The 19,345-nt window shown below is 49.4% G+C and carries 17 protein-coding genes; all 17 read left to right on the forward strand.

The genetic code is table 11. From position 1 onward, the window contains the following. Window positions 1-9 precede the first annotated feature (9 nt). Window positions 10-777: an isoprenyl transferase gene (locus AB4124_RS20465; protein WP_339266204.1), complete on the forward strand. Its 768-nt coding sequence runs from the start codon at window positions 10-12 to the stop codon at window positions 775-777. 20 nt (window positions 778-797) lie between these two features. Continuing rightward, window positions 798-1,598, forward strand: coding sequence for a phosphatidate cytidylyltransferase (locus AB4124_RS20470; protein ID WP_098747006.1), 801 nt, complete (start codon window positions 798-800; stop codon window positions 1,596-1,598). 17 nt (window positions 1,599-1,615) lie between these two features. After that, window positions 1,616-2,755: a 1-deoxy-D-xylulose-5-phosphate reductoisomerase gene (locus AB4124_RS20475; protein ID WP_441974014.1), complete on the forward strand. Its 1,140-nt coding sequence runs from the start codon at window positions 1,616-1,618 to the stop codon at window positions 2,753-2,755. Between the two features lie 137 nt (window positions 2,756-2,892). Next, window positions 2,893-4,161, forward strand: a complete 1,269-nt coding sequence (gene rseP, locus AB4124_RS20480) for an RIP metalloprotease RseP (RefSeq protein WP_372238818.1) — start codon at window positions 2,893-2,895, stop codon at window positions 4,159-4,161. A gap of 215 nt (window positions 4,162-4,376) precedes the next feature. Further along, entirely contained in the window at window positions 4,377-5,834 is a 1,458-nt protein-coding gene (gene proS, locus AB4124_RS20485) for a proline--tRNA ligase (RefSeq protein WP_441974015.1), read from the forward strand. A gap of 90 nt (window positions 5,835-5,924) precedes the next feature. Then, window positions 5,925-6,047, forward strand: coding sequence for a hypothetical protein (locus tag AB4124_RS20490; RefSeq protein WP_272914374.1), 123 nt, complete (start codon window positions 5,925-5,927; stop codon window positions 6,045-6,047). A 42-nt stretch (window positions 6,048-6,089) separates the two neighbouring features. Continuing rightward, on the forward strand, window positions 6,090-10,406 hold the full coding sequence (locus tag AB4124_RS20495) for a PolC-type DNA polymerase III (RefSeq protein WP_441974016.1): 4,317 nt from the start codon (window positions 6,090-6,092) through the stop codon (window positions 10,404-10,406). A 179-nt stretch (window positions 10,407-10,585) separates the two neighbouring features. Beyond that, window positions 10,586-11,047 carry a ribosome maturation factor RimP gene (gene rimP / locus AB4124_RS20500; RefSeq protein WP_076324962.1) on the forward strand — a complete coding sequence of 154 codons (462 nt, stop codon included), beginning with the start codon at window positions 10,586-10,588 and terminating at the stop codon, window positions 11,045-11,047. A 32-nt stretch (window positions 11,048-11,079) separates the two neighbouring features. Next, window positions 11,080-12,177 carry a transcription termination factor NusA gene (gene nusA, locus AB4124_RS20505; RefSeq protein WP_076324961.1) on the forward strand — a complete coding sequence of 366 codons (1,098 nt, stop codon included), beginning with the start codon at window positions 11,080-11,082 and terminating at the stop codon, window positions 12,175-12,177. A gap of 25 nt (window positions 12,178-12,202) precedes the next feature. Next, window positions 12,203-12,514 (forward strand): RNase P modulator RnpM, encoded by a 312-nt coding sequence (gene rnpM / locus AB4124_RS20510; RefSeq protein WP_053492673.1) that lies wholly within the window; start codon window positions 12,203-12,205, stop codon window positions 12,512-12,514. Beyond that, entirely contained in the window at window positions 12,507-12,830 is a 324-nt protein-coding gene (locus tag AB4124_RS20515) for a YlxQ family RNA-binding protein (protein WP_179090708.1), read from the forward strand. The genes rnpM and AB4124_RS20515 overlap by 8 nt, the downstream gene beginning before the upstream one ends. Continuing rightward, on the forward strand, window positions 12,823-15,492 hold the full coding sequence (gene infB, locus AB4124_RS20520; protein ID WP_441974017.1) for a translation initiation factor IF-2: 2,670 nt from the start codon (window positions 12,823-12,825) through the stop codon (window positions 15,490-15,492). Before AB4124_RS20515 ends, infB begins: the two co-directional genes overlap by 8 nt. 19 nt (window positions 15,493-15,511) lie before the next feature. Further along, window positions 15,512-15,865, forward strand: coding sequence for a 30S ribosome-binding factor RbfA (gene rbfA, locus AB4124_RS20525; protein ID WP_076324958.1), 354 nt, complete (start codon window positions 15,512-15,514; stop codon window positions 15,863-15,865). A 30-nt stretch (window positions 15,866-15,895) separates the two neighbouring features. Continuing rightward, window positions 15,896-16,873, forward strand: coding sequence for a DHH family phosphoesterase (locus AB4124_RS20530; protein WP_339266195.1), 978 nt, complete (start codon window positions 15,896-15,898; stop codon window positions 16,871-16,873). Next, a complete protein-coding gene (truB, locus tag AB4124_RS20535; RefSeq protein WP_379404653.1) occupies window positions 16,870-17,781 on the forward strand; it encodes a tRNA pseudouridine(55) synthase TruB in 912 nt (303 codons plus the stop codon). The genes AB4124_RS20530 and truB overlap by 4 nt, the downstream gene beginning before the upstream one ends. Before the next feature lie 35 nt (window positions 17,782-17,816). Next, window positions 17,817-18,770, forward strand: a complete 954-nt coding sequence (locus AB4124_RS20540; protein ID WP_430105035.1) for a bifunctional riboflavin kinase/FAD synthetase — start codon at window positions 17,817-17,819, stop codon at window positions 18,768-18,770. A gap of 165 nt (window positions 18,771-18,935) precedes the next feature. Further along, window positions 18,936-19,205 carry a 30S ribosomal protein S15 gene (rpsO, locus tag AB4124_RS20545; protein ID WP_006211281.1) on the forward strand — a complete coding sequence of 90 codons (270 nt, stop codon included), beginning with the start codon at window positions 18,936-18,938 and terminating at the stop codon, window positions 19,203-19,205. The last annotated feature ends 140 nt before the right edge of the window (window positions 19,206-19,345 follow it).

Consider the following 19,345-nt stretch of genomic DNA (forward strand, 5'->3'; position numbering starts at 1 on the left):
GGAAATGGAATGATCAAACGGGTTCGATCGTGGTTGAATCAGGAGGACAGTCAGCAGACGCATCAGCTCTCTCCGGACAACATCCCACATCATGTTGCCATCATCATGGATGGTAATGGACGCTGGGCAAAACGGCGCGGTATGCCGCGAATCGTTGGCCATCAGAATGGCATGAAGGCTGTCAAAAGAGCGGCCATTGCTGCCGATGATTTGGGAATCAAAATATTGACGATGTATGCCTTTTCGACAGAAAATTGGACGCGTCCGAAGGATGAGGTCGATTTTCTGATGAAGCTTCCTCAGGAGTTCCTGGCTATTGAGCTGGAGGAGCTGATCGAAAAAAATGTCCAGGTCCGCATGATGGGGCATCCGGAAGACCTTCCGTCCCATACCGTGTCTGCGATGGAAGAAGCAGTTGCGAAGACAGCCGGCAATGACGGGCTCGTGCTTAACTTTGCGCTCAATTACGGCAGCCGGAAAGAGATCACCGAAAGTGTCAAGGCGCTCGGACGAGAAGTGCGAGACGGAATTCTTCGTCCTGAGGATATTACAGAGGAACTGATTGGCCAGCGGCTCCTCACAGGCGAATTGCCGGATCCGGATTTACTGATCCGCACAAGCGGCGAGCTGCGGCTGAGTAATTTCATGCTGTGGCAGCTCGCGTATAGTGAGCTATGGTTTACGGATGCCTATTGGCCGGAGTTTACCAAAGATCATTTGGTGGAGGCCATAGCCGATTATCAACAAAGAACAAGGCGCTACGGTGGACTTTCGTAGCCGATGGAGGATGGAACGTTTTGAAACAGCGATTGATTACCGGAATTATAGCGGGAGCGGTCTTTTTAGGATTATGTTTCATAGGCGGTCTATGGTACCATCTTCTTATTCTGGCGATGGCGCTAATCGGTTATTATGAGTTTGTGCGCATGACCAATACGGCACCGTTCGGGGGAACGGCATGGATTGGGTACGCGGGGGTGCTGCTGCTTGTATTTCCATGGGGTCCGCTTAATTTGAATATTCAGATCCCGTGGGAACATGTACTTTGGCTCCTGCTGCTTTTATTTTTGCTGGCGACCGTAACGACGAAGAATGTAATTGATATCAAACGGGTTTCATTATTATTTTTGGCATCAGCGTATATCGGAATCGGATTTTCCTTTATCGCCGAATCACGACATGCTCCTGACGGCCATGGCGTATTCTGGACTTTTCTGCTTCTGGCCTCGATCTGGGCAAGTGATGCGGGAGCGTATTTTGTCGGACGCGCCATGGGGCGCCATAAATTATGGCCTTCCATAAGCCCGAACAAAACGGTTGAGGGTGCGCTCGGCGGTGTGGTCATTGCCGTGTTCACATCACTGCTCTTTTCATTCTTCTCAGATGGATTCCTGACGGCTGGACAAGCGATTCTGATTGGACTTTCCTGCGCTGTTATCGGTCAACTCGGAGATTTGGTGCAATCCGCTTATAAACGGGTGTATGACATCAAGGATTCGGGCAAACTGCTGCCGGGCCATGGAGGGATACTGGATCGATGTGACAGTTGGATCGTCGTATTTCCGTTTGTACATATATTGAGTCTCCTGCCTTACTGATGAAAGGAAAGATGTGCATGAAGAAGATCAGCGTACTCGGCTCCACTGGCTCCATTGGTACCCAGACCTTGGATGTCGTGAGGAAACACCGGGAACATTTTCAGATTGAGGGCCTTGCAGCAGGGAGCAATAAGGAAGTGCTGCTTCAGCAGGTCAAGGAGTTTTTTCCGCGTAAAGTGTCCGTTGCCACAAAAGAGCTTGCTGACAGCATCAGGCATGATCTTCCTGCCGGAACCGAAGTGTTCCATGGTCATGAAGGCTTGATCGAGATTGCGGCAGCGACGGATGCGGAAATGGTGGTTACAGCGGTCGTTGGAAGCATGGGGCTGTCCTCTACGCTTGCAGCGATCGATGAGGGGAAGACAATCGGGCTTGCCAATAAGGAAACATTGGTAACTGCTGGTCATCTGGTTACGGCTCGAGCGGCTGCAAAAGGGGTAAAACTCTTGCCGATTGATAGTGAGCATTCCGCCATATTCCAATGCCTCAACGGAGAGCGGCATGAAGATATTGAACGGATCACGCTGACGGCTTCCGGAGGCTCATTCCGGGATTATACCCGTGAACAACTGGTTGACGTTACGGTGGAGGATGCGCTTAAACATCCAAACTGGTCCATGGGTGCCAAAATCACGATTGATTCGGCCACCATGGTCAATAAAGGGCTTGAGGTGATGGAGGCCCACTGGTTGTATGATATTCCTTATGACAATATTTCCGTGCTTCTTCATCCGGAAAGCATCATTCACTCTTTTGTGGAATTCCGTGATTCGAGTATTATTGCCCAGCTCGGCAACCCGGATATGCGGGTTCCGATTCAATATGCGCTTACTTATCCGGAGCGTTGGTCTTCGCCTGCGCCAAGGCTATCTTTGGCAGAAGCGGGCAAGCTGCATTTCCGGGAGATGGACCTTGAACGTTTTCCTTGTTTAAGGCTTGCTTATGAATGTGGTAAAATGGGTGGGACAGCGCCAACGGTATTCAATGCTGCCAATGAAATTGCGGTTGCCCGGTTTCTCCGCGGCGAAATCTCTTTTCTGCGGATAGAAGAGATCATTGAGGAAGTGCTGCAAAGCCATCATGCTGTGCCGGAACCGGCACTGGAGACGATTGAAGAGAATGATCGAATCGCACGTGAATTAGCTTCCCGACTATAGGATTTGAAGTGTTTTTGAAATCTCCCTTGAAAAAAAGCGGACAGCTTGTGATTCTCTTGTGGACGACAGGAGAATAATGATAATCTATAGGGACATACTGCGTTCTCAGAGGAAAAGGGGGATGTAAAGAATTGGAAATGGTTCGGGTCGTTTTTTTAACGGTGCTCATGTTTTTTGTGATCGTTACCGTGCACGAATGGGGTCACTATTATTTTGCCCGGCGTGCCGGAATCTTGGTACGCGAGTTCGCGATTGGATTTGGTCCAAAGCTGTTCTCATATAAACGCAATGAAACGCAGTTTACGCTTCGTCTACTTCCATTCGGCGGATATGCCCGCATGGCCGGAGAAGATCCGGAACTTGTCGAGATTCAACCCGGTCAGACGATTGCGGTTCGATTGAATGCAGAGAATCAAGTGAAAAAGATTTATCTGGATCAACTCGACAACCGTAAGAATGTTATTCGCGGCGAAGTCCAGTTTATGGATATGGTGGATCGTTTGTCGGTTAGGCTTGATGTGGATGGTGAATTCCAGCAATTTGAAATCCATCCGCAAGCCTTAACGGTAGCCAAAGGTGTAGAGACGCAGATCGCACCGAGAGACCGCCAATTCGGCAGCAAAACCGTGGGCCAAAGAGCGCTTGCGATTTTTGCAGGTCCTGTCATGAACTTCATTCTGGCCTTCGTGCTGTTTGCTCTTCACATCCAAATGGCCGGTATACCGGTTGAGAATCCAACCTATGTACAGATTGGCGAGATTACCAAAGGCATGCCTGCAGATGAAGCCAATCTGAAAGAGGGAGACATCATTGAGAGCATTAACGGAACCGCTATTGGTGCCGATTATCAGAAGATGATCGAATTGATTGCGGCTTCCAAGGACAAGCCGATGGAATGGACGGTACGCCGGGGTGAAGAGTCATTTGATCTGACCTTAACTCCGCGGACCATGGAGGGTCAGGAAGGCGGCAAGGTCGGGATTGTTCCCAAGCTTCCTACCCGATCCGCAGGGATTGGGGAGACAATTACCAGTTCCGGGACCGCGATGGTAGATACAACGAATATTATTTTCCAGGGCTTCAGACAGTTGATTCAGAAGTTCTCCATGGATGATCTTGGCGGTCCTGTACGGACGTTCGAAGTGACGGGACAAATCGCCAAACAGGGTATCGCACAGCTGACCTATTGGGCAGCCATTCTAAGCTTGTATCTGGGCATATTCAATCTGCTGCCGATACCGGCATTGGATGGGAGCCGACTCGTATTCTTAGGGATCGAAGCTTTAAGGGGCAAGCCAGTTGACCCGAACCGAGAAGGCATGGTTCATTTTATCGGGTTTGCAATGCTGTTCCTGTTAATGATAGCCGTAACCTATAACGATATTTTACGTTTGATCAACGGATAAACCCTAAGGTACGGCTCGGTGCGCCAGCCGCAACGAATGCCGTACCTTTTCTATTGTTAGCAGATTATGACGCTTCACTATCTAGCAAATGGAGTTACTATAAGGGCTGGCTTTATAGCCGCAGCTCGTTCAACATATCGCCAATAACGCCAGTTGAGCCGCCTGAATCAGGAGCTTTGACCATGCGTTTTATTAATGGGAGGCACACGATTTATATGTCTAAGGAATCGAAGGATAAACAATTCGTGACGGAGATTACGCCGCAAGCGGAAGATTTCTCACGCTGGTATATCGATGTCATCAAAAAAGCGGACCTGATGGATTATTCTCCAGTCAGAGGCTGCATCGTCTTCAAACCGGACGGTTATGAAATTTGGGAGCATATCCAGGAGGAGTTGGATCGGCGCTTTAAGGCGACGGGCCATCGGAATGCGTATTTCCCGCTGTTCATTCCCGAGAGCTTTTTCCAGAAGGAGAAGAAGCATGTCGAAGGATTTAATCCGGAGCTGCCATGGGTAACGGAAGCGGCAGGAGAGAAGCTGGAAGAGCGTCTGGCAATCCGTCCGACTTCTGAAACGATGTTCGGGCATATGTATTCCAAATGGATTCAATCCTATCGTGATCTCCCTGTGCTGATCAACCAGTGGGCCAACGTGGTACGCTGGGAAAAACGCACGCTGCCATTCCTTCGCACGAGCGAGTTTCTATGGCAAGAAGGCCATACTGCTCATGAAACGGAAGTTGAGGCAAGAGGGGAAACCATGCAAATGCTGGATATCTATCAGCAATTCGTAGAGGACTATCTCGCGATTCCGGTAATCAAAGGACAGAAGACACCTTCGGAGAAATTCGCAGGCGCCGTGGATACATTCTCGATCGAAGCGATGATGAAAGACGGACGAGCTGTACAGGCAGGTACTTCGCATTATATGGGTACCAACTTCTCACAAGCTTTTGACATTCAATATTTGAACCGTGAAAATACGCTGGAATACGCTCATACAACATCCTGGGGCGTCAGCACGCGTCTCATTGGTTCCTTGATTATGGTTCACGGGGATGACCGCGGATTGGTGCTTCCTCCTAAAGTCGCGCCAACGCAAGTGATCATGATTCCAATCGGTCCACCGAAGACGAGAGATGCGGTTGTGGGTCGTACGGACGAGCTGTTCCGTGAACTGAAATCGGCAGGCATCCGCGTACGCGTTGACGATAATCCGGATGTGCGCCCAGGCTGGAAATTCAATGAGTATGAAATGCGCGGAGTTCCGGTGCGTCTGGAGATCGGGCCACGTGACATGGAGAATGGCGTGTGCGTGCTTGTCTCCCGCATAACAGGTGAGAAGAAAATCGTAGAACAGGCTAATCTGACACAGGAAGTACAGAATATGCTGGAGCAGGTGCACCAGGAAATGTTCGAGCGCGCGAAGCAGTTCCGTGAGGATCATTTCTATTCCGTGGAATCGCTGGATGAAATGAAGGAAAGCATGGAAGAAAAACGCGGGTTTACCTTGGCAGGATGGTGCGGTTCGGAAGCTTGTGAAGATACTGTCAAGCAAGAAACCGGTGCTACGAGCAGAAACATTCCGTTTGAACCGTCTGAGAAGAAAACCAAGTGTCTCGTATGCGGTGATGATGCGAAACATACGGTGCTGTTCGCGAGAGCGTACTAGTAAATCGATATTATGAGTTCCCGGCAAGTTTGGGTGAGGGAGGAGTCCTTCGTCCAAAACCGGGATTCATCATCTGGAGTAAGCTTCCGGATGGCAGTATGGCGGACGCTCTTCTTTTTGGGGCAGGACGAATGGGTGCTGCCAGCGGAGGCTTTATTCTATTTTTTTACATCGACTAAACGCAGTCTGTCTTCTGTGGATGTACGTCGATAGAAGTTTTTCTTATAGCTTTGTGCAATGCAGGGGGAGGGAACCATGGACACAACAGAAGATAAAAGGAAGCGATTTGAACTGCTGGTCAAGCAGGGAGATGTTCCGGCCAATCTGGTGGAACCCTATTTTTTGGATGGTGTGATCGAGCAAGTAGAGACAAGCAGGGCCAGCAAGGACTGGAGAATAACCGTCCTGAAGGAGACCTTGGTTCCAGCTGAGGTCTATCGCACATTTTGTCTAAGAATTCAGGAGAAGATGGGGCATATCGCGAAGATCAAATTTGTGTTCCGATATGGAAGCGGTGTTCCCGAAGCAGATATCGTGCAAGAATATTGGGGCTTGTTTCTAGAGTGGGCACATCGGGAGATCCCTTCAGTTAATGGATGGATGGCAAGGGCCAAATACGAGGTGGAGGATGGGCAAGTCCTTCTCTCCATGTCGGATGGCATGTCACTTGAGCTTGCCCGAAAGAAACAGATCGATGCCGCCATTACCCGTTTTTTCGGACAATATTTTGATCTGACGCTGCGTGTGAAGATGCAGGTTGGTGATAATGGTCAGGCAGCTTATGAGGAGTTCGAGCAGAGGAAGCGAGAAGAAGAGCGCGAAGTGATCGAGCAGATCATGAGCAGCATGGAAGCTGAGCTGGACGCGGAGGATGAGGAAGAGGGCGCGGTTCGGCTGCAGGTTGGGTATGATATCAAGGATCAACCGGTTCCGCTCCAGGAGATCCAAGACGAAGAGAAGAAAATTACGATTCAGGGGACCATCTTCGGATTGGATCGTAAGGAGCTTCGTAACGGCAGTACGTTATTCACATTCTATCTGACGGATTTCAGCGATTCCTTGCAAATGAAAATGTTTGGCAAGACGAAGGACGATCTTAAGGTATTGAGCCTCCTTGAAAACGGCAAGTGGGTGAAGGCTCGCGGACGGGTTGAATACGACCGGTTTATGCAGGTGCCTGAGCTGGTGATGATTCCGTCTGATCTCAACGAAGTACCGTCGCCTCCTTCGCGCAAGGATAACGCGGCCGAGAAGCGGGTGGAATTCCATCTGCATACGACCATGAGCACGATGGACGCGGTCACGCCGATCGACCGTTATATCAAAACAGCGGCGAGCTGGGGACATAAAGCCATCGCCGTAAGTGATCATGGTGGTGTACAGTGTTATCCTGATGCAGCAAAGAACGCCAAGAAGCATGGGATTAAAATGATGTACGGCGTTGAGGCCAATGTCGTGAATGATGCCGTCAACATCGTGGAACAGGCACAGTCGATTGAACTCAGCAGTGCCACTTATGTGGTATTCGATATTGAAACCACAGGTCTGTCCATTACCGCAAACAAAATCATCGAGCTTGCTGCCGTGAAGATGAACGATGGCAAGGAGATTGATCGATACGCAACCTTCGTTAACCCGCATGAGCGAATTCCATATCATATCCAGCAATTGACCAATATCAATGACGATATGGTTAAGGATGCTCCTGAATTGGAGCCGGTATTGAAAGAGTTTGTTGAATTCGTTGGGGATGCCGTACTTGTGGCTCACAACGCTCGATTTGACATGGGGTTCATTCAGGCAGCACTCAAGAATGCCGGGATGGATACGCTTGACAATCCCTACCTGGATACGCTGGAGCTTGCACGTCTGGTGCATCCGGGACTTAAAAATCATCGTCTTAACACATTGGCAGATAAGTATAAGGTACTGCTCGAAAGCCATCACCGCGCGATTGACGATACGATTGCGTTGGCTGGAATCCTGAACGGGCTCCTTAGCGATGTGGACAAAACCAAAGGCGTCAAGATGCTGGACCGCCTCAATGATTACGTCGGTAAGGATCTGTCTAATACCCGTCCTTTCCACTGCGGCATTTATGCTTTGAATATGACGGGCAAGAAAAACTTGTACAAGCTGATCTCCATGTCACATACCGAATATTTCAAGCGAGTGCCGTGTATTCCTAAATCCAAGCTTCAAGAGATGCGAGATGGGTTAATGGTGCTATCCGGCTGCGAAAAAGGGGAGTTTTTCGAAACGGTGCTGAACAAGACGGAGGAGGAAGCCGAAGAGATTGCGGACTTCTACGATGTTCTGGAGATTCAGCCATTGACGATGTATATGCATTTGGTGGACAAGGGCTTGGTGGGCAGTCCCGAAGAGATCAAAACCGCAATTTCCAAAGTCGTGCGCATCGGCGAAAAGCTGAACAAGCCGGTCATCGCCACAGGAAACGTGCACTATCTTGAACCGCGGGATAAGCTGTTCCGGGACATTACCATCCATGGGATTACCGGTTTCAGCCCGCTCAAGGATATGCGCAAGCCTGACGCACATTTTCGGACTACGGAAGAAATGCTCGAAGAGTTCGAGTTTTTGGGACAAAACAAATGTTATGAAGTTGTTGTAACGAACACTAGCGAGCTGGCCGACCGCTTTGAAGAGTTGGAATTGTTCCCGGATAAGCTGTTTACTCCGATTCTGGATGGCGCGGATGAAGAAATCCGCAACACCTGCTACGACACGGCCAAGTCCATTTATGGCGAGAACTTGCCGGAAGTCGTAGTGGCCCGGTTGGAGAAAGAGCTTGAGCCGATCATTAAATACGGTTTCTCAGCGAACTATTTGATTTCCGAGAAACTGGTGAAGAAATCGAACCGGGACGGCTATTTGGTTGGTTCACGGGGTTCCGTAGGCTCATCCGTCGTTGCCACATTCCTCGGCATATCCGAGGTTAACCCGCTTCCCGCCCATTACATTTGCTTGAACAGCGACTGCAAGCACAGCGAATGGTTCCTGGACGGCAGCGTGCCGAGTGGATTTGACTTGCCGGACAAAGCTTGTCCGGAATGCGGAAACATGATGAAAGGCGAGGGGCAGGATATACCTTTTGAAACCTTCCTGGGTTTTAAAGGGGATAAGGTTCCCGATATTGACTTGAACTTCTCCGGTGAATATCAGCCGCATGCCCATAATTTCACCAAAGAGATGTTTGGCGAGGAGAATGTATTCCGTGCCGGAACCATCGGTACCGTGGCAGAGAAGACGGCGTTTGGTTTCGCTAAAAAATACGAGGAACACAACAACAAGCGTTGGCGGGGCGCGGAGTTGAACCGGCTTGCGTCAGGCTGTACCGGCGTCAAGCGAAGCACGGGCCAGCATCCCGGCGGTATTGTCGTTGTGCCGGATTACATCGAAGTAGAAGAGATTACGCCGGTACAATTCCCTGCGGACGATGTCAACGCCGAGTGGAAAACGACACATTTCGATTATCATGCCTTTGAAGCGAATTTGCTCAAGCTTGATATACTCGGGCACGATGATCCAACCATGATGAGAATGCTTCAGGATTTGACCGGCGTGGATCCAACGACCATTCCGATGAACGATCCGAAAGTGATGAGCATGTTTAACTCAACGGAAGCGCTGGGCGTCAAGCCGGAGCAAATACGCTCACCGGTGGCCACCTTCGGCGTTCCGGAGATGGGAACCAAATTTGTACGCCAGATGCTGGTGGAATCGCAGCCGTCGAGTTTTGCCGACTTGTTGCAAATCTCAGGTCTGTCACATGGAACCGGCGTTTGGCTCGGCAATGCTCAAGAGCTCATCAAGAATGGTACATGCAACATCAAAACCGTTATTGGTTGCCGCGACGATATCATGTTGTTCCTGATTTATAAGGCAGGCATGGATGCTAGCCTCGCATTTAAGATAACAGAAAGTGTGCGTAAAGGCCGGGGGTTGTCACAGGAATGGATTGACGAGATGAAGAAATGCAAAGTGCCGCAGTGGTACATTGATTCCTGTCTCAAAATCCAGTACATGTTCCCGAAAGCCCACGCCGCTGCGTATGTTATCTCAGCGGTGCGGACGGCTTACTTCAAGCTTTATTATCCGATAGAATATTATGCAACGTACTTCTCGGTTCGAGCCGAGGACTTCGATATCGAATTATGCTGTCAGGGCTATGAGGCGATTTATCGCCGAATTGAAGAGATTGAGCAGCTGGGCTTCGGAGCAAGCCCGAAGGAAAAAGGGATGCTGCCAATTCTGGAGATGGCGCTGGAGATGACGGCAAGGGGCTTCTCGTTTAAGAACATCGATCTGTATGAATCGGATGCGCTCCGATTTAAGGTGGATGGAAATTCGCTCATTCCGCCGTTCTCTGCACTGCAGGGCATCGGTGATAATGCCGCCCGCAATATTGCTGCCGCACGTGAATTCGGTGAATTCCTCTCCATAGAGGATTTCCAGCAAAAATCGAAGGCAAGCAAAACCGCCGTGGAACTGTTGACCCAAATGGGATGCTTCCGCGGTCTGCCGGAGAGCAATCAGTTGTCATTGTTCTGATTCTTGTCATCCTTTCATGGCCGTGACGCCTTGACAGTCAAGGAGTCATACTTGTCACTATTACCAGACTATGTTATAATTTTTTTGGTAATCATGGAGATAAAACCGTTGTGTAAAGAGTGGGGCAACCCACTCTTTACTCTTTGGTATATAGGAAATCAACTTGGAGGTTATGTTCTTTGAGCACATCAAAGATTAAAACGACTGTGGAAGAAATGGTGCAGCCGTATTTGGACGAACACGGCTTTGAACTGGTAGATGTGGAATACGTTAAGGAAGGAAGCAACTGGTTCTTGCGCGTGTTTGTTGATAAAGACGGCGGCATTGACATTGACGATTGCGGTTTAATCAGTGAATACCTGAGCCAGAAGCTGGACGAGAACGATCCGATTCCGACAGCTTATTTTCTTGAAGTCTCTTCTCCTGGCGCGGAACGTCCCCTGAAGAAAAAAGAGGATGTTGCGAAGTCAGTCGGCAAGAACGTGTTTGTTACGGTATACGAGCCGATTAACGGGTTGAAAGAGTTTGAAGGCAAGCTGGAATCCTTCGATAACGAGGAGCTAGTCATTCAAACCGTCAAGAAGCAGCACGTGATTCCATATGCAAAAGTAGCCAGTGCCAGATTGGCCATCATTTTTTAAACGGAAGTTTTGAAAGGGGGAACCGATTTTCAATGAGTATGGATTTTATTGAAGCGATGAATGAGTTGGAAAGAGAAAAGGGCATCAGCAAAGATGTGCTGTTTGAAGCCATTGAAGCGGCACTGATCTCGAGTTACAAGCGCAATTTTAACACGGCGCAAAATGTACGGGTAGACATGAATCGCAATACGGGTGTCATCAAGGTGTTCGCGCGGAAGCTGATTGTGGACGAGGTGCTGGATCCGCGGACTGAAATTTCGCTGCATGCGGCCCGGGAAATCAATCCGCATTTTCAGATTGAAGATATAGCGGAAATCGAGGTTACGCCGCGTGATTTCGGACGGATCGCAGCTCAAACGGCAAAGCAAGTTGTTACCCAGCGCATTAGAGAAGCCGAACGAGGCCTGATCTACAGCGCTTTTATTGACAAGGAAGATGATATCGTAACGGGTACGCTGCAGCGCCAAGATTTACGCAACATCTATATCGACCTTGGCAAGATCGAGGCGGCCTTGCCGCTTACCGAGCTTATGCCTAACGAGAAGTTCAAGCATGGCGACCGGATCAAAGCTTACATTACCAAGGTTGAGAACACAACCAAGGGGCCGCAGATTATGCTGTCCCGTACGCATCCGGGCCTCTTGAAGCGCCTGTTCGAGCTTGAAGTGCCGGAAATCTTTGATGGCGTCGTTGAAATTCGCTCGGTTGCGCGCGAAGCTGGATTCCGCTCCAAAATTGCGGTGTTTTCCCGCAACGATGAAGTCGATCCGGTTGGTTCTTGCGTAGGACCTAAGGGTATGCGCGTACAGACGATTGTCAATGAGCTTCGCGGCGAAAAAATTGACATCGTGCGTTATTCCGATCAGGTTGAAGAATACGTGGCCAATGCGCTCAGCCCATCCAAAGTACTTGAAGTTCAAGTATTTGAAGATGAGAAGATGGCGCGTGTAATTGTTCCGGATTATCAACTCTCGCTTGCGATTGGGATCAAAGGCCAGAATGCTCGTCTCGCGGCGAAGCTGACAGGCTGGAAGATTGATATTAAGAGCGAAAGTCAGGCGGAGCAGGAATTTGGCAGACCGAAGTCCCAATCAGGTGAAATGCACCAGGATTCCGTCTCTGTCGATTAATTCCAAATGACAGGGGGTTGTCGTCTTGAAACAGAGAAAGATACCGCTGCGTAAATGTGTAGCGTGTCAGGAAATGATGCCGAAGAAAGAGCTTATCCGGATTGTTAGGACGCCCGAGGATGCTGTCCTGATCGATCTCACCGGCAAAAAATCGGGACGGGGAGCGTATTTATGCGGCAAAGTTTCCTGCTTCAAGCTGGCACACAAAAATAAAGCACTGGATCGAGCGTTGAAACAACATGTGAAACCTGAGATCTATGAACAGTTGGCACAGGATTTCATCAAGGTGGAAGATGAATTCCTGGCTGCAAAAGAGAGTGCTGCCGATGATGAATAGGGCGCTTTCTCAGCTCGGCCTGGCCATGAGGGCAGGTAAGGTGGTTACCGGGGATGAGATCGTGCTCAAAGCCATCCGGTCTTCTGATGCAAAATTGGTTATTCTGGCGGGTGACGCCTCAGTTAATACAACAAAGAAGTTCCGCGATAAATGCGGTACTTACAATATCCCTCTGGTAATCGGATTTGACCGGGAAAGTCTGGGCACAAGTGTAGGTAAACCCGAGCGGGTTGTGCTGGCAGTTACGGATCAAGGATTCGCAGAAATGATCTCCAAGAAAATGGAGACAATGTCGGAGGTGGAGTATATTGAGTAAACAGGAAAACAAAGACAATAAACTTCGAGTATACGAATATGCTAAATCGTTGAACATGAGCAGTAAAGAAATCATCACGATCCTCAAACGTTTGAACATTCCGGTCAATAACCATATGAGCGTAATGGAAAACGATACGGTGTCCAAGGTAGAGCAGTTTTTCAAAGATATCAAATCCAATGCAGCAGCCAAGCGGGATAGTGGTGACGCTTCCCGAACCGAGAACCGTAAACCAGCGGGTTCCGGAGCCAATGCGGCTGCGACTGTATCCAATGCAAAAACAGAAGGCACTTCCGTTAGTGTAAGTGCCGAAGGCAACCGTAATGGGCAGGACGGTATGCGTAATTCAGGACAGAGAGCACCAGGACAACAAGGTCAAAGCCAGCCCAAAAAACAACAGGAAAAGCAGGTAGGTATGAATAGTAGAACGAATCAAAACACTCAGAACACTTCAGGTTCCCAGCGTCCCCAAGGAGGGCAGGATACCCGAAGAACTCAGTCTGGCTCCACACAAGGAAGCCAGCAGAACAATCGTAGCCAATCATCCAGACCAGGCGGCAGCACGCAGACCGGATCACGTCCTCAGGGCGGAGGTCAAGGCGGCGCACGTCCGCAAGGCAATAATCAAGGTGGTGGAACGCGTCCGCAGGGCAGCAACAACCAAGGCGGAGCACGTCCACAGAGCAAGCCGGGTGGAACCGGAGGCGGTTTCTCAGGATCCAACAATAACAATAACAATAACAGCAATGGCCAGAACCGCAATTCCAGAAACAACAATAACAATCGTTCAGACTCCAAACGTTTTGATGACAACCGTCAGGGAGGATTCCGTGGCAACAATCGCGGTGGAAAGAACAACCGCGGCCGGAATCAATATAATCAGCAGCCGCCTCGCGAGAAAATCGACAACACGCCGAAGAAAATTATCGTCCGTGGCAACATGACCGTCGGTGAAACGGCGAAGCTGCTTCATAAGGACGCTTCCGAAGTCATCAAGAAGCTGATTTTCCTCGGCGTGATGGCCACCATCAACCAGGAGCTGGATATCGATACGATTCTATTGCTCGCTGGCGAATTCGGTGTAGAAGTCGAAGTGAAAATTCCGGTAGAGGAAGATCGTTTTGAGACCGTTGAAGAAAACGATGCTCCTGAAGAACTGAAAGAGCGTCCACCAGTTGTTACTATTATGGGTCACGTCGACCACGGTAAAACGACGCTGCTTGATGCGATCCGTTCCGCGAACGTATCAAGTGGCGAAGCTGGCGGTATTACGCAGCATATCGGTGCTTACCAAGTCGAGATCAATAACAAGAAGATTACGTTCCTGGATACACCGGGTCACGAAGCGTTTACAGCTATGCGTGCCCGTGGTGCACAAGTAACGGACATGACGATCATCGTGGTTGCGGCTGACGACGGCGTAATGCCACAGACAGTCGAAGCGATTAACCATGCGAAAGCAGCAGGTTTGCCGATCATCGTTGCCGTGAACAAAATCGATAAACCGGATGCTAACCCGGATAAAGTTAAACAAGAATTGACGGAATACGAGTTAGTGCCTGAAGAGTGGGGCGGAGATACCATCTTTGTTAACGTTTCGGCGAAACAGCGGATGGGTCTGGAAGACTTGCTTGAAATGATCCTTCTGGTAGCAGAAGTGAATGAATACAAAGCAAATCCTGACAAACGCGCACGCGGTACCGTTATTGAGGCTGAGCTGGATAAAGGCAGAGGTCCGGTAGCACGCATTCTCGTTCAGCATGGTACATTGAAAGTGGGCGACGCCTTCGTAGCGGGCAACTGCTTTGGACGTATTCGTGCGATGGTGAACGATAAAGGCCGTCGATTAAAAGAAGCGGGTCCTTCAACACCAGTTGAAATTACCGGTTTGACTGAAGTTCCAGGTGCCGGCGATCCGTTTATGGTGTTTGAGGATGAGCGTAAAGCGCGTAATATCGCTGATAAGCGTGCGATTACCCATCGTCAATCCGAGTTGAACACGAATACTCGCGTGACGCTGGATGACCTGTTCCAACACATTAAGGACGGTGAGATCAAAGATCTTAACGTGATTATCAAAGGTGACGTACAAGGTTCTGTTGAGGCACTGAAAGGTTCCTTGAACAAAATCGAAGTGGAAGGCGTTCGCGTCAAAATTCTCCACAGCGGTGCCGGGGCGATCACGGAGTCCGATATTATTTTGGCAGCTGCCTCCAACGCGATTGTTATCGGCTTTAACGTTCGTCCGGACGTCCAAGCGAAACAAACCGCCGAGCAGGAAAAGGTTGATATTCGTCTGCACCGTGTAATATATAATGTAATCGAGGAAATTGAGCAAGCTATGAAGGGGATGCTCGATCCGGAGTACAAAGAAACCGTGATCGGTCATGCGGAAGTCCGCAGCACCTTTAAAGTGAGCAAAGTGGGTACGATTGCAGGATGTATGGTGACATCCGGTAAAATTACGCGTAACGCAGAAGCTCGCTTGATCCGTGACGGCATTGTCGTTCATGAAGGCAAGATCGATTCCCTCAAGCGCTTTAAAGATGACGCTAAAGAAGTGGCACAAGGTTATGAGTGTGGTATTACCTTGGTAAGCTATAGCGACGTCAAAGAAGGAGACGTAATCGAAGCCTTCATCATGGAGACGGTAGAGCGCTAACGAATGAGGTGATCAGACCATGGCAAAAATCAGAACTGGGCGCGTAGGCGAGCAGATTAAAAAAGAGCTCAGCCAACTGATCCAATCAGAGATGAAAGACCCAAGAATCGGTTTCATTACTGTGACCGGTGTTGATGTTACAAATGACCTGTCTCAAGCGAAGGTGTACCTGAGCGTGCTCGGCGACGACGAGCAGAAGGCAGCTTCCTTAAAAGGGTTGGAGAAGGCAAGCGGCTTTCTCCGCTCCGAGCTGGGCAAGCGGATCCGACTTCGGCATGTGCCGGAGCTGATCTTCAAATTCGATGATTCCATTGCGTATGGCAGCCATATTGAGAAGCTGCTGACCGAAATCGTGGATCGCGAAGAGAAATAGAGTAGTTCGTTTTTATAAAGGAGAGGGCGAATGCAGACCTATGAACAAGAGCTGCAGCAGGTGAAATCGTTTCTGCTGGAGCACGATGATTATTTGGTTGTGTCGCATGTTCAGCCCGATGGAGATGCAGTCAGTTCCACCCTTGCGGTGGGCTGGCTTCTCTCATGTCTGGGCAAGAAATTCACGATGATTAATGAGGGGCCCATTCCAAAACGCATGAAAATGTTGTGGCATGCAGAAGACATTCTCAATCTGTCTGAAGAGCAGCCAGGAAGAACGTTCTCTCACGTCATTTGTGTGGATTGTGCGGATTTTGCTAGAGTAGGCTATACGAAACAGGTATTTGCCGATCAGGCAAGCATCGTTAATATTGACCATCATCCAACAAATGATCGTTATGGAGCCGTCAACCTGGTCGTGCCGGATGCGGCAGCAACCGCAGAAATCCTTTATGATTTGCTGAATTTGTTTGAAGTGGACTGGGATGCCGATATTGCAACAGCGATTTATACGGGATTGCTAACGGATACCGGCGGTTTTCGGTACTCGAATACATCGCCCAAGGTTATGAGCATCGCTTCCGATCTGTTGTCCTATGGCGTGAACGGGCCTGAAATTGCGGAAACGTTACTAGAGGAAATGACGCTTCCACAGATGAAAGTGCTGGTTCAGGCATTAAATACGTTAAGTGTGTCGGATGATGGTAAAATAGCCTGGGTATACGTAACGCCTGAGTTTATGGAATCATGCGGCGCCGTTAGCGAGGATCTGGAAGGGATTGTGAATTACCCCCGAAACATTCAAGGAGTTGAAGTCGGGATTCTATTCAAGTCACTGAAATCCGGAATGGTCAAGGCGAGTTTGCGTTCAGCCGGAAAAGTGGATGTTGCGGCATTAGCCCAGTTATTTGGAGGAGGCGGCCATGTTCGGGCAGCCGGTTGCAGCATTGAAGGCTCCCTTCATGACATCATCCCTAGAGTAGTAGAGCAGGTGAGATTAAAGCTATGACGCAATTAGAAGGCATCTTGGCCGTTCACAAACCGGCAGGCTGGACATCCCACGATGTGGTGGCGAAGGTTCGTGGAATGGTTCGTTTGAAGCGAATTGGACATACGGGTACGCTTGACCCCGAAGTAACAGGCGTGCTTCCGTTATGCCTGGGGAGAGCCACGCGAGTAGTGGAATACCTTCAGGAACTGCCTAAAGAGTATCACGCGGTCCTCCGTCTTGGATATTCGACGGATACCGAGGATATCACTGGGCAAGTAGTAGAGACGGTAGATGATGTTCATGTGACCAGAGAAGAGGCGCTTGAAGCGCTGCAATCTTTTACAGGCCAGATTTCTCAGATCCCACCCATGTTTTCCGCTGTCAAAATCAATGGTAAACGATTATACGAGCTTGCCAGAGAAGGTAAGACCGTGGAGCGCAAGAGCCGGACCGTAACGATTCATGAAATCGAAATGACGGATTTTGATGCTGAAGGGGAGTATACGGAAATTTCTTTTCGAGTATTGTGCTCCAAAGGTACATACATCCGCACGCTTTGCGTGGATATCGGGAGGAAACTCGGCGTGCCGTCTGTCATGGTTAAGCTGGTACGCACAGTATCGGCGGGAATCACGGAGGAGCAGTGCTTAACCCTGGAGCAAATTGAGCAGTTCATGAAGGATGAAACGCTGCACACCCGGCTTATTCCCGTGGATCAAGCGATTGATTATCTGCCGAAGCATACGGTTTCTGAAGAGAAAACGGATGCTGCCCTGCAGGGACAGCGCTTGTCCTCGAGAGCGGTAGAACCACCTGTTGACAGCTCGGAGCCTATTCGCTTGTATGATATAAAGGAAAACTTTCTGGGAATCTATCAGCGGCAAGAGGAGACAGGGGCTATCGTTCCTGTGAAAGTATTTTCCTAAGCATGACTGGATTTAGTGAGTGGAGGTGAGTAATCATGAGGATTGTTTCTTTGTCTTATCCTGTATCTTCTGATATTGTACGAGAAGCTGCCGAGCCGAAGGTAGCTGCAATCGGCCAGTTCGACGGTCTTCACCTGGGACATGCTAGCGTGCTTTCAACCGCAGTCAATATTGCGCGGGAGAATGGAGTGCCGGCCGCCGTTATTACCTTTTATCCTCATCCGAAAGACGTGATTGGTAAAGGAAGCTACGAGGGATATCTGACACCTCAGCCTGACAAGCAGCAGTTGCTTGAGGAGATGGGCATCGATATTTTGTACGTTGTCGAGTTCAATAAGGAATTCTCCCAGGTGAGTCCGGAAACATTTGTTGAAGAGATGCTGTTTCCCTTGAATCTTCAAACAGCGGTGGTCGGGTTTGATTTCCGTTTCGGCCATAAAGGCGCCGGTGACGCAGTCAAACTCCAGGAACTCGGTGAAGACCGGATGTCTGTCGTTACGGTTCCGCCATTCTTGGTTGATGGCGAGAAGGTAGGAAGTTCATCCATACGGATTGCCTTGAAAACGGGGCAGCTGTCGGATGCAAACCGCTGGTTCGGACGGAATTATCATATCCGCGGCACGGTCATTCATGGGGAGAAGCGGGGAAGAAAGATCGGTTTTCCTACCGCTAACCTGGAATTGACGGATCCGTTCGTGGTACCTGCATTAGGCGTCTATGCCGTTCGGGCACGCACGGATAAGCATCACGACTGGATTCCGGGCGTGATGAACATCGGCGTGAAGCCAACGTTCCATGAAGGGATCACAGAGCCTGTTTTTGAGGTGCATCTGTTTGATTTTGAAGGGGATCTGTATGATCAGACCATGACGGTGGATATCGTTCAATATATCCGCAAGGAGCATAAATTCGAATCGGTTCAGGAGCTTGTGGAGTGGATTCAGCGAGATGCCGTCGAGGCTCGCAAAATATTAGAAATTAGTGAATAAACGTTTTGGGACAAATTGTTCGCAAACGGATTTTCTTTTTCAGGTAAAGTATGCTATACTCTTAGAGGTCGCCTGAAGATTGGGCGATTTTAACCTTGGCTTGGATGTTCGATCTCACCGTCGGTACCTGGGCCAACGGCGATTATAATGAGGGAGGTGAACAGGATGGCATTAACTCAAGAACGTAAACAACAACTGATTGACGAGCACAAAACTCATGAGTCCGATACAGGATCTCCAGAGGTGCAAATCGCTATCCTAACGGAAAACATTACGAACTTGACTGACCACTTGCGTACACACAAGAAGGATCATCATTCCCGTCGTGGATTGTTGAAAATGGTCGGCCAACGCCGTAAGTTGCTTGCATACTTGAAAAACAAGGATGTTAAACGTTACAGTGCTTTGATCGAGAAGCTTGGATTGCGTCGCTAATCATCCATAAGATGTGCCGAAAACAGCCTGGTTGTCCACTGTCCTTCTTGGAACGACAGCGGCACAGCCGGGCTCTTTTCTAAGTATTGTACAATTTACCGTTTTCGAGCTTCCCCACAAAGTACTGCGTACGCTTCATA

This window comes from Paenibacillus sp. 2KB_20, assembly GCF_052115765.1.
GTDB lineage: Bacteria > Bacillota > Bacilli > Paenibacillales > Paenibacillaceae > Paenibacillus_AQ.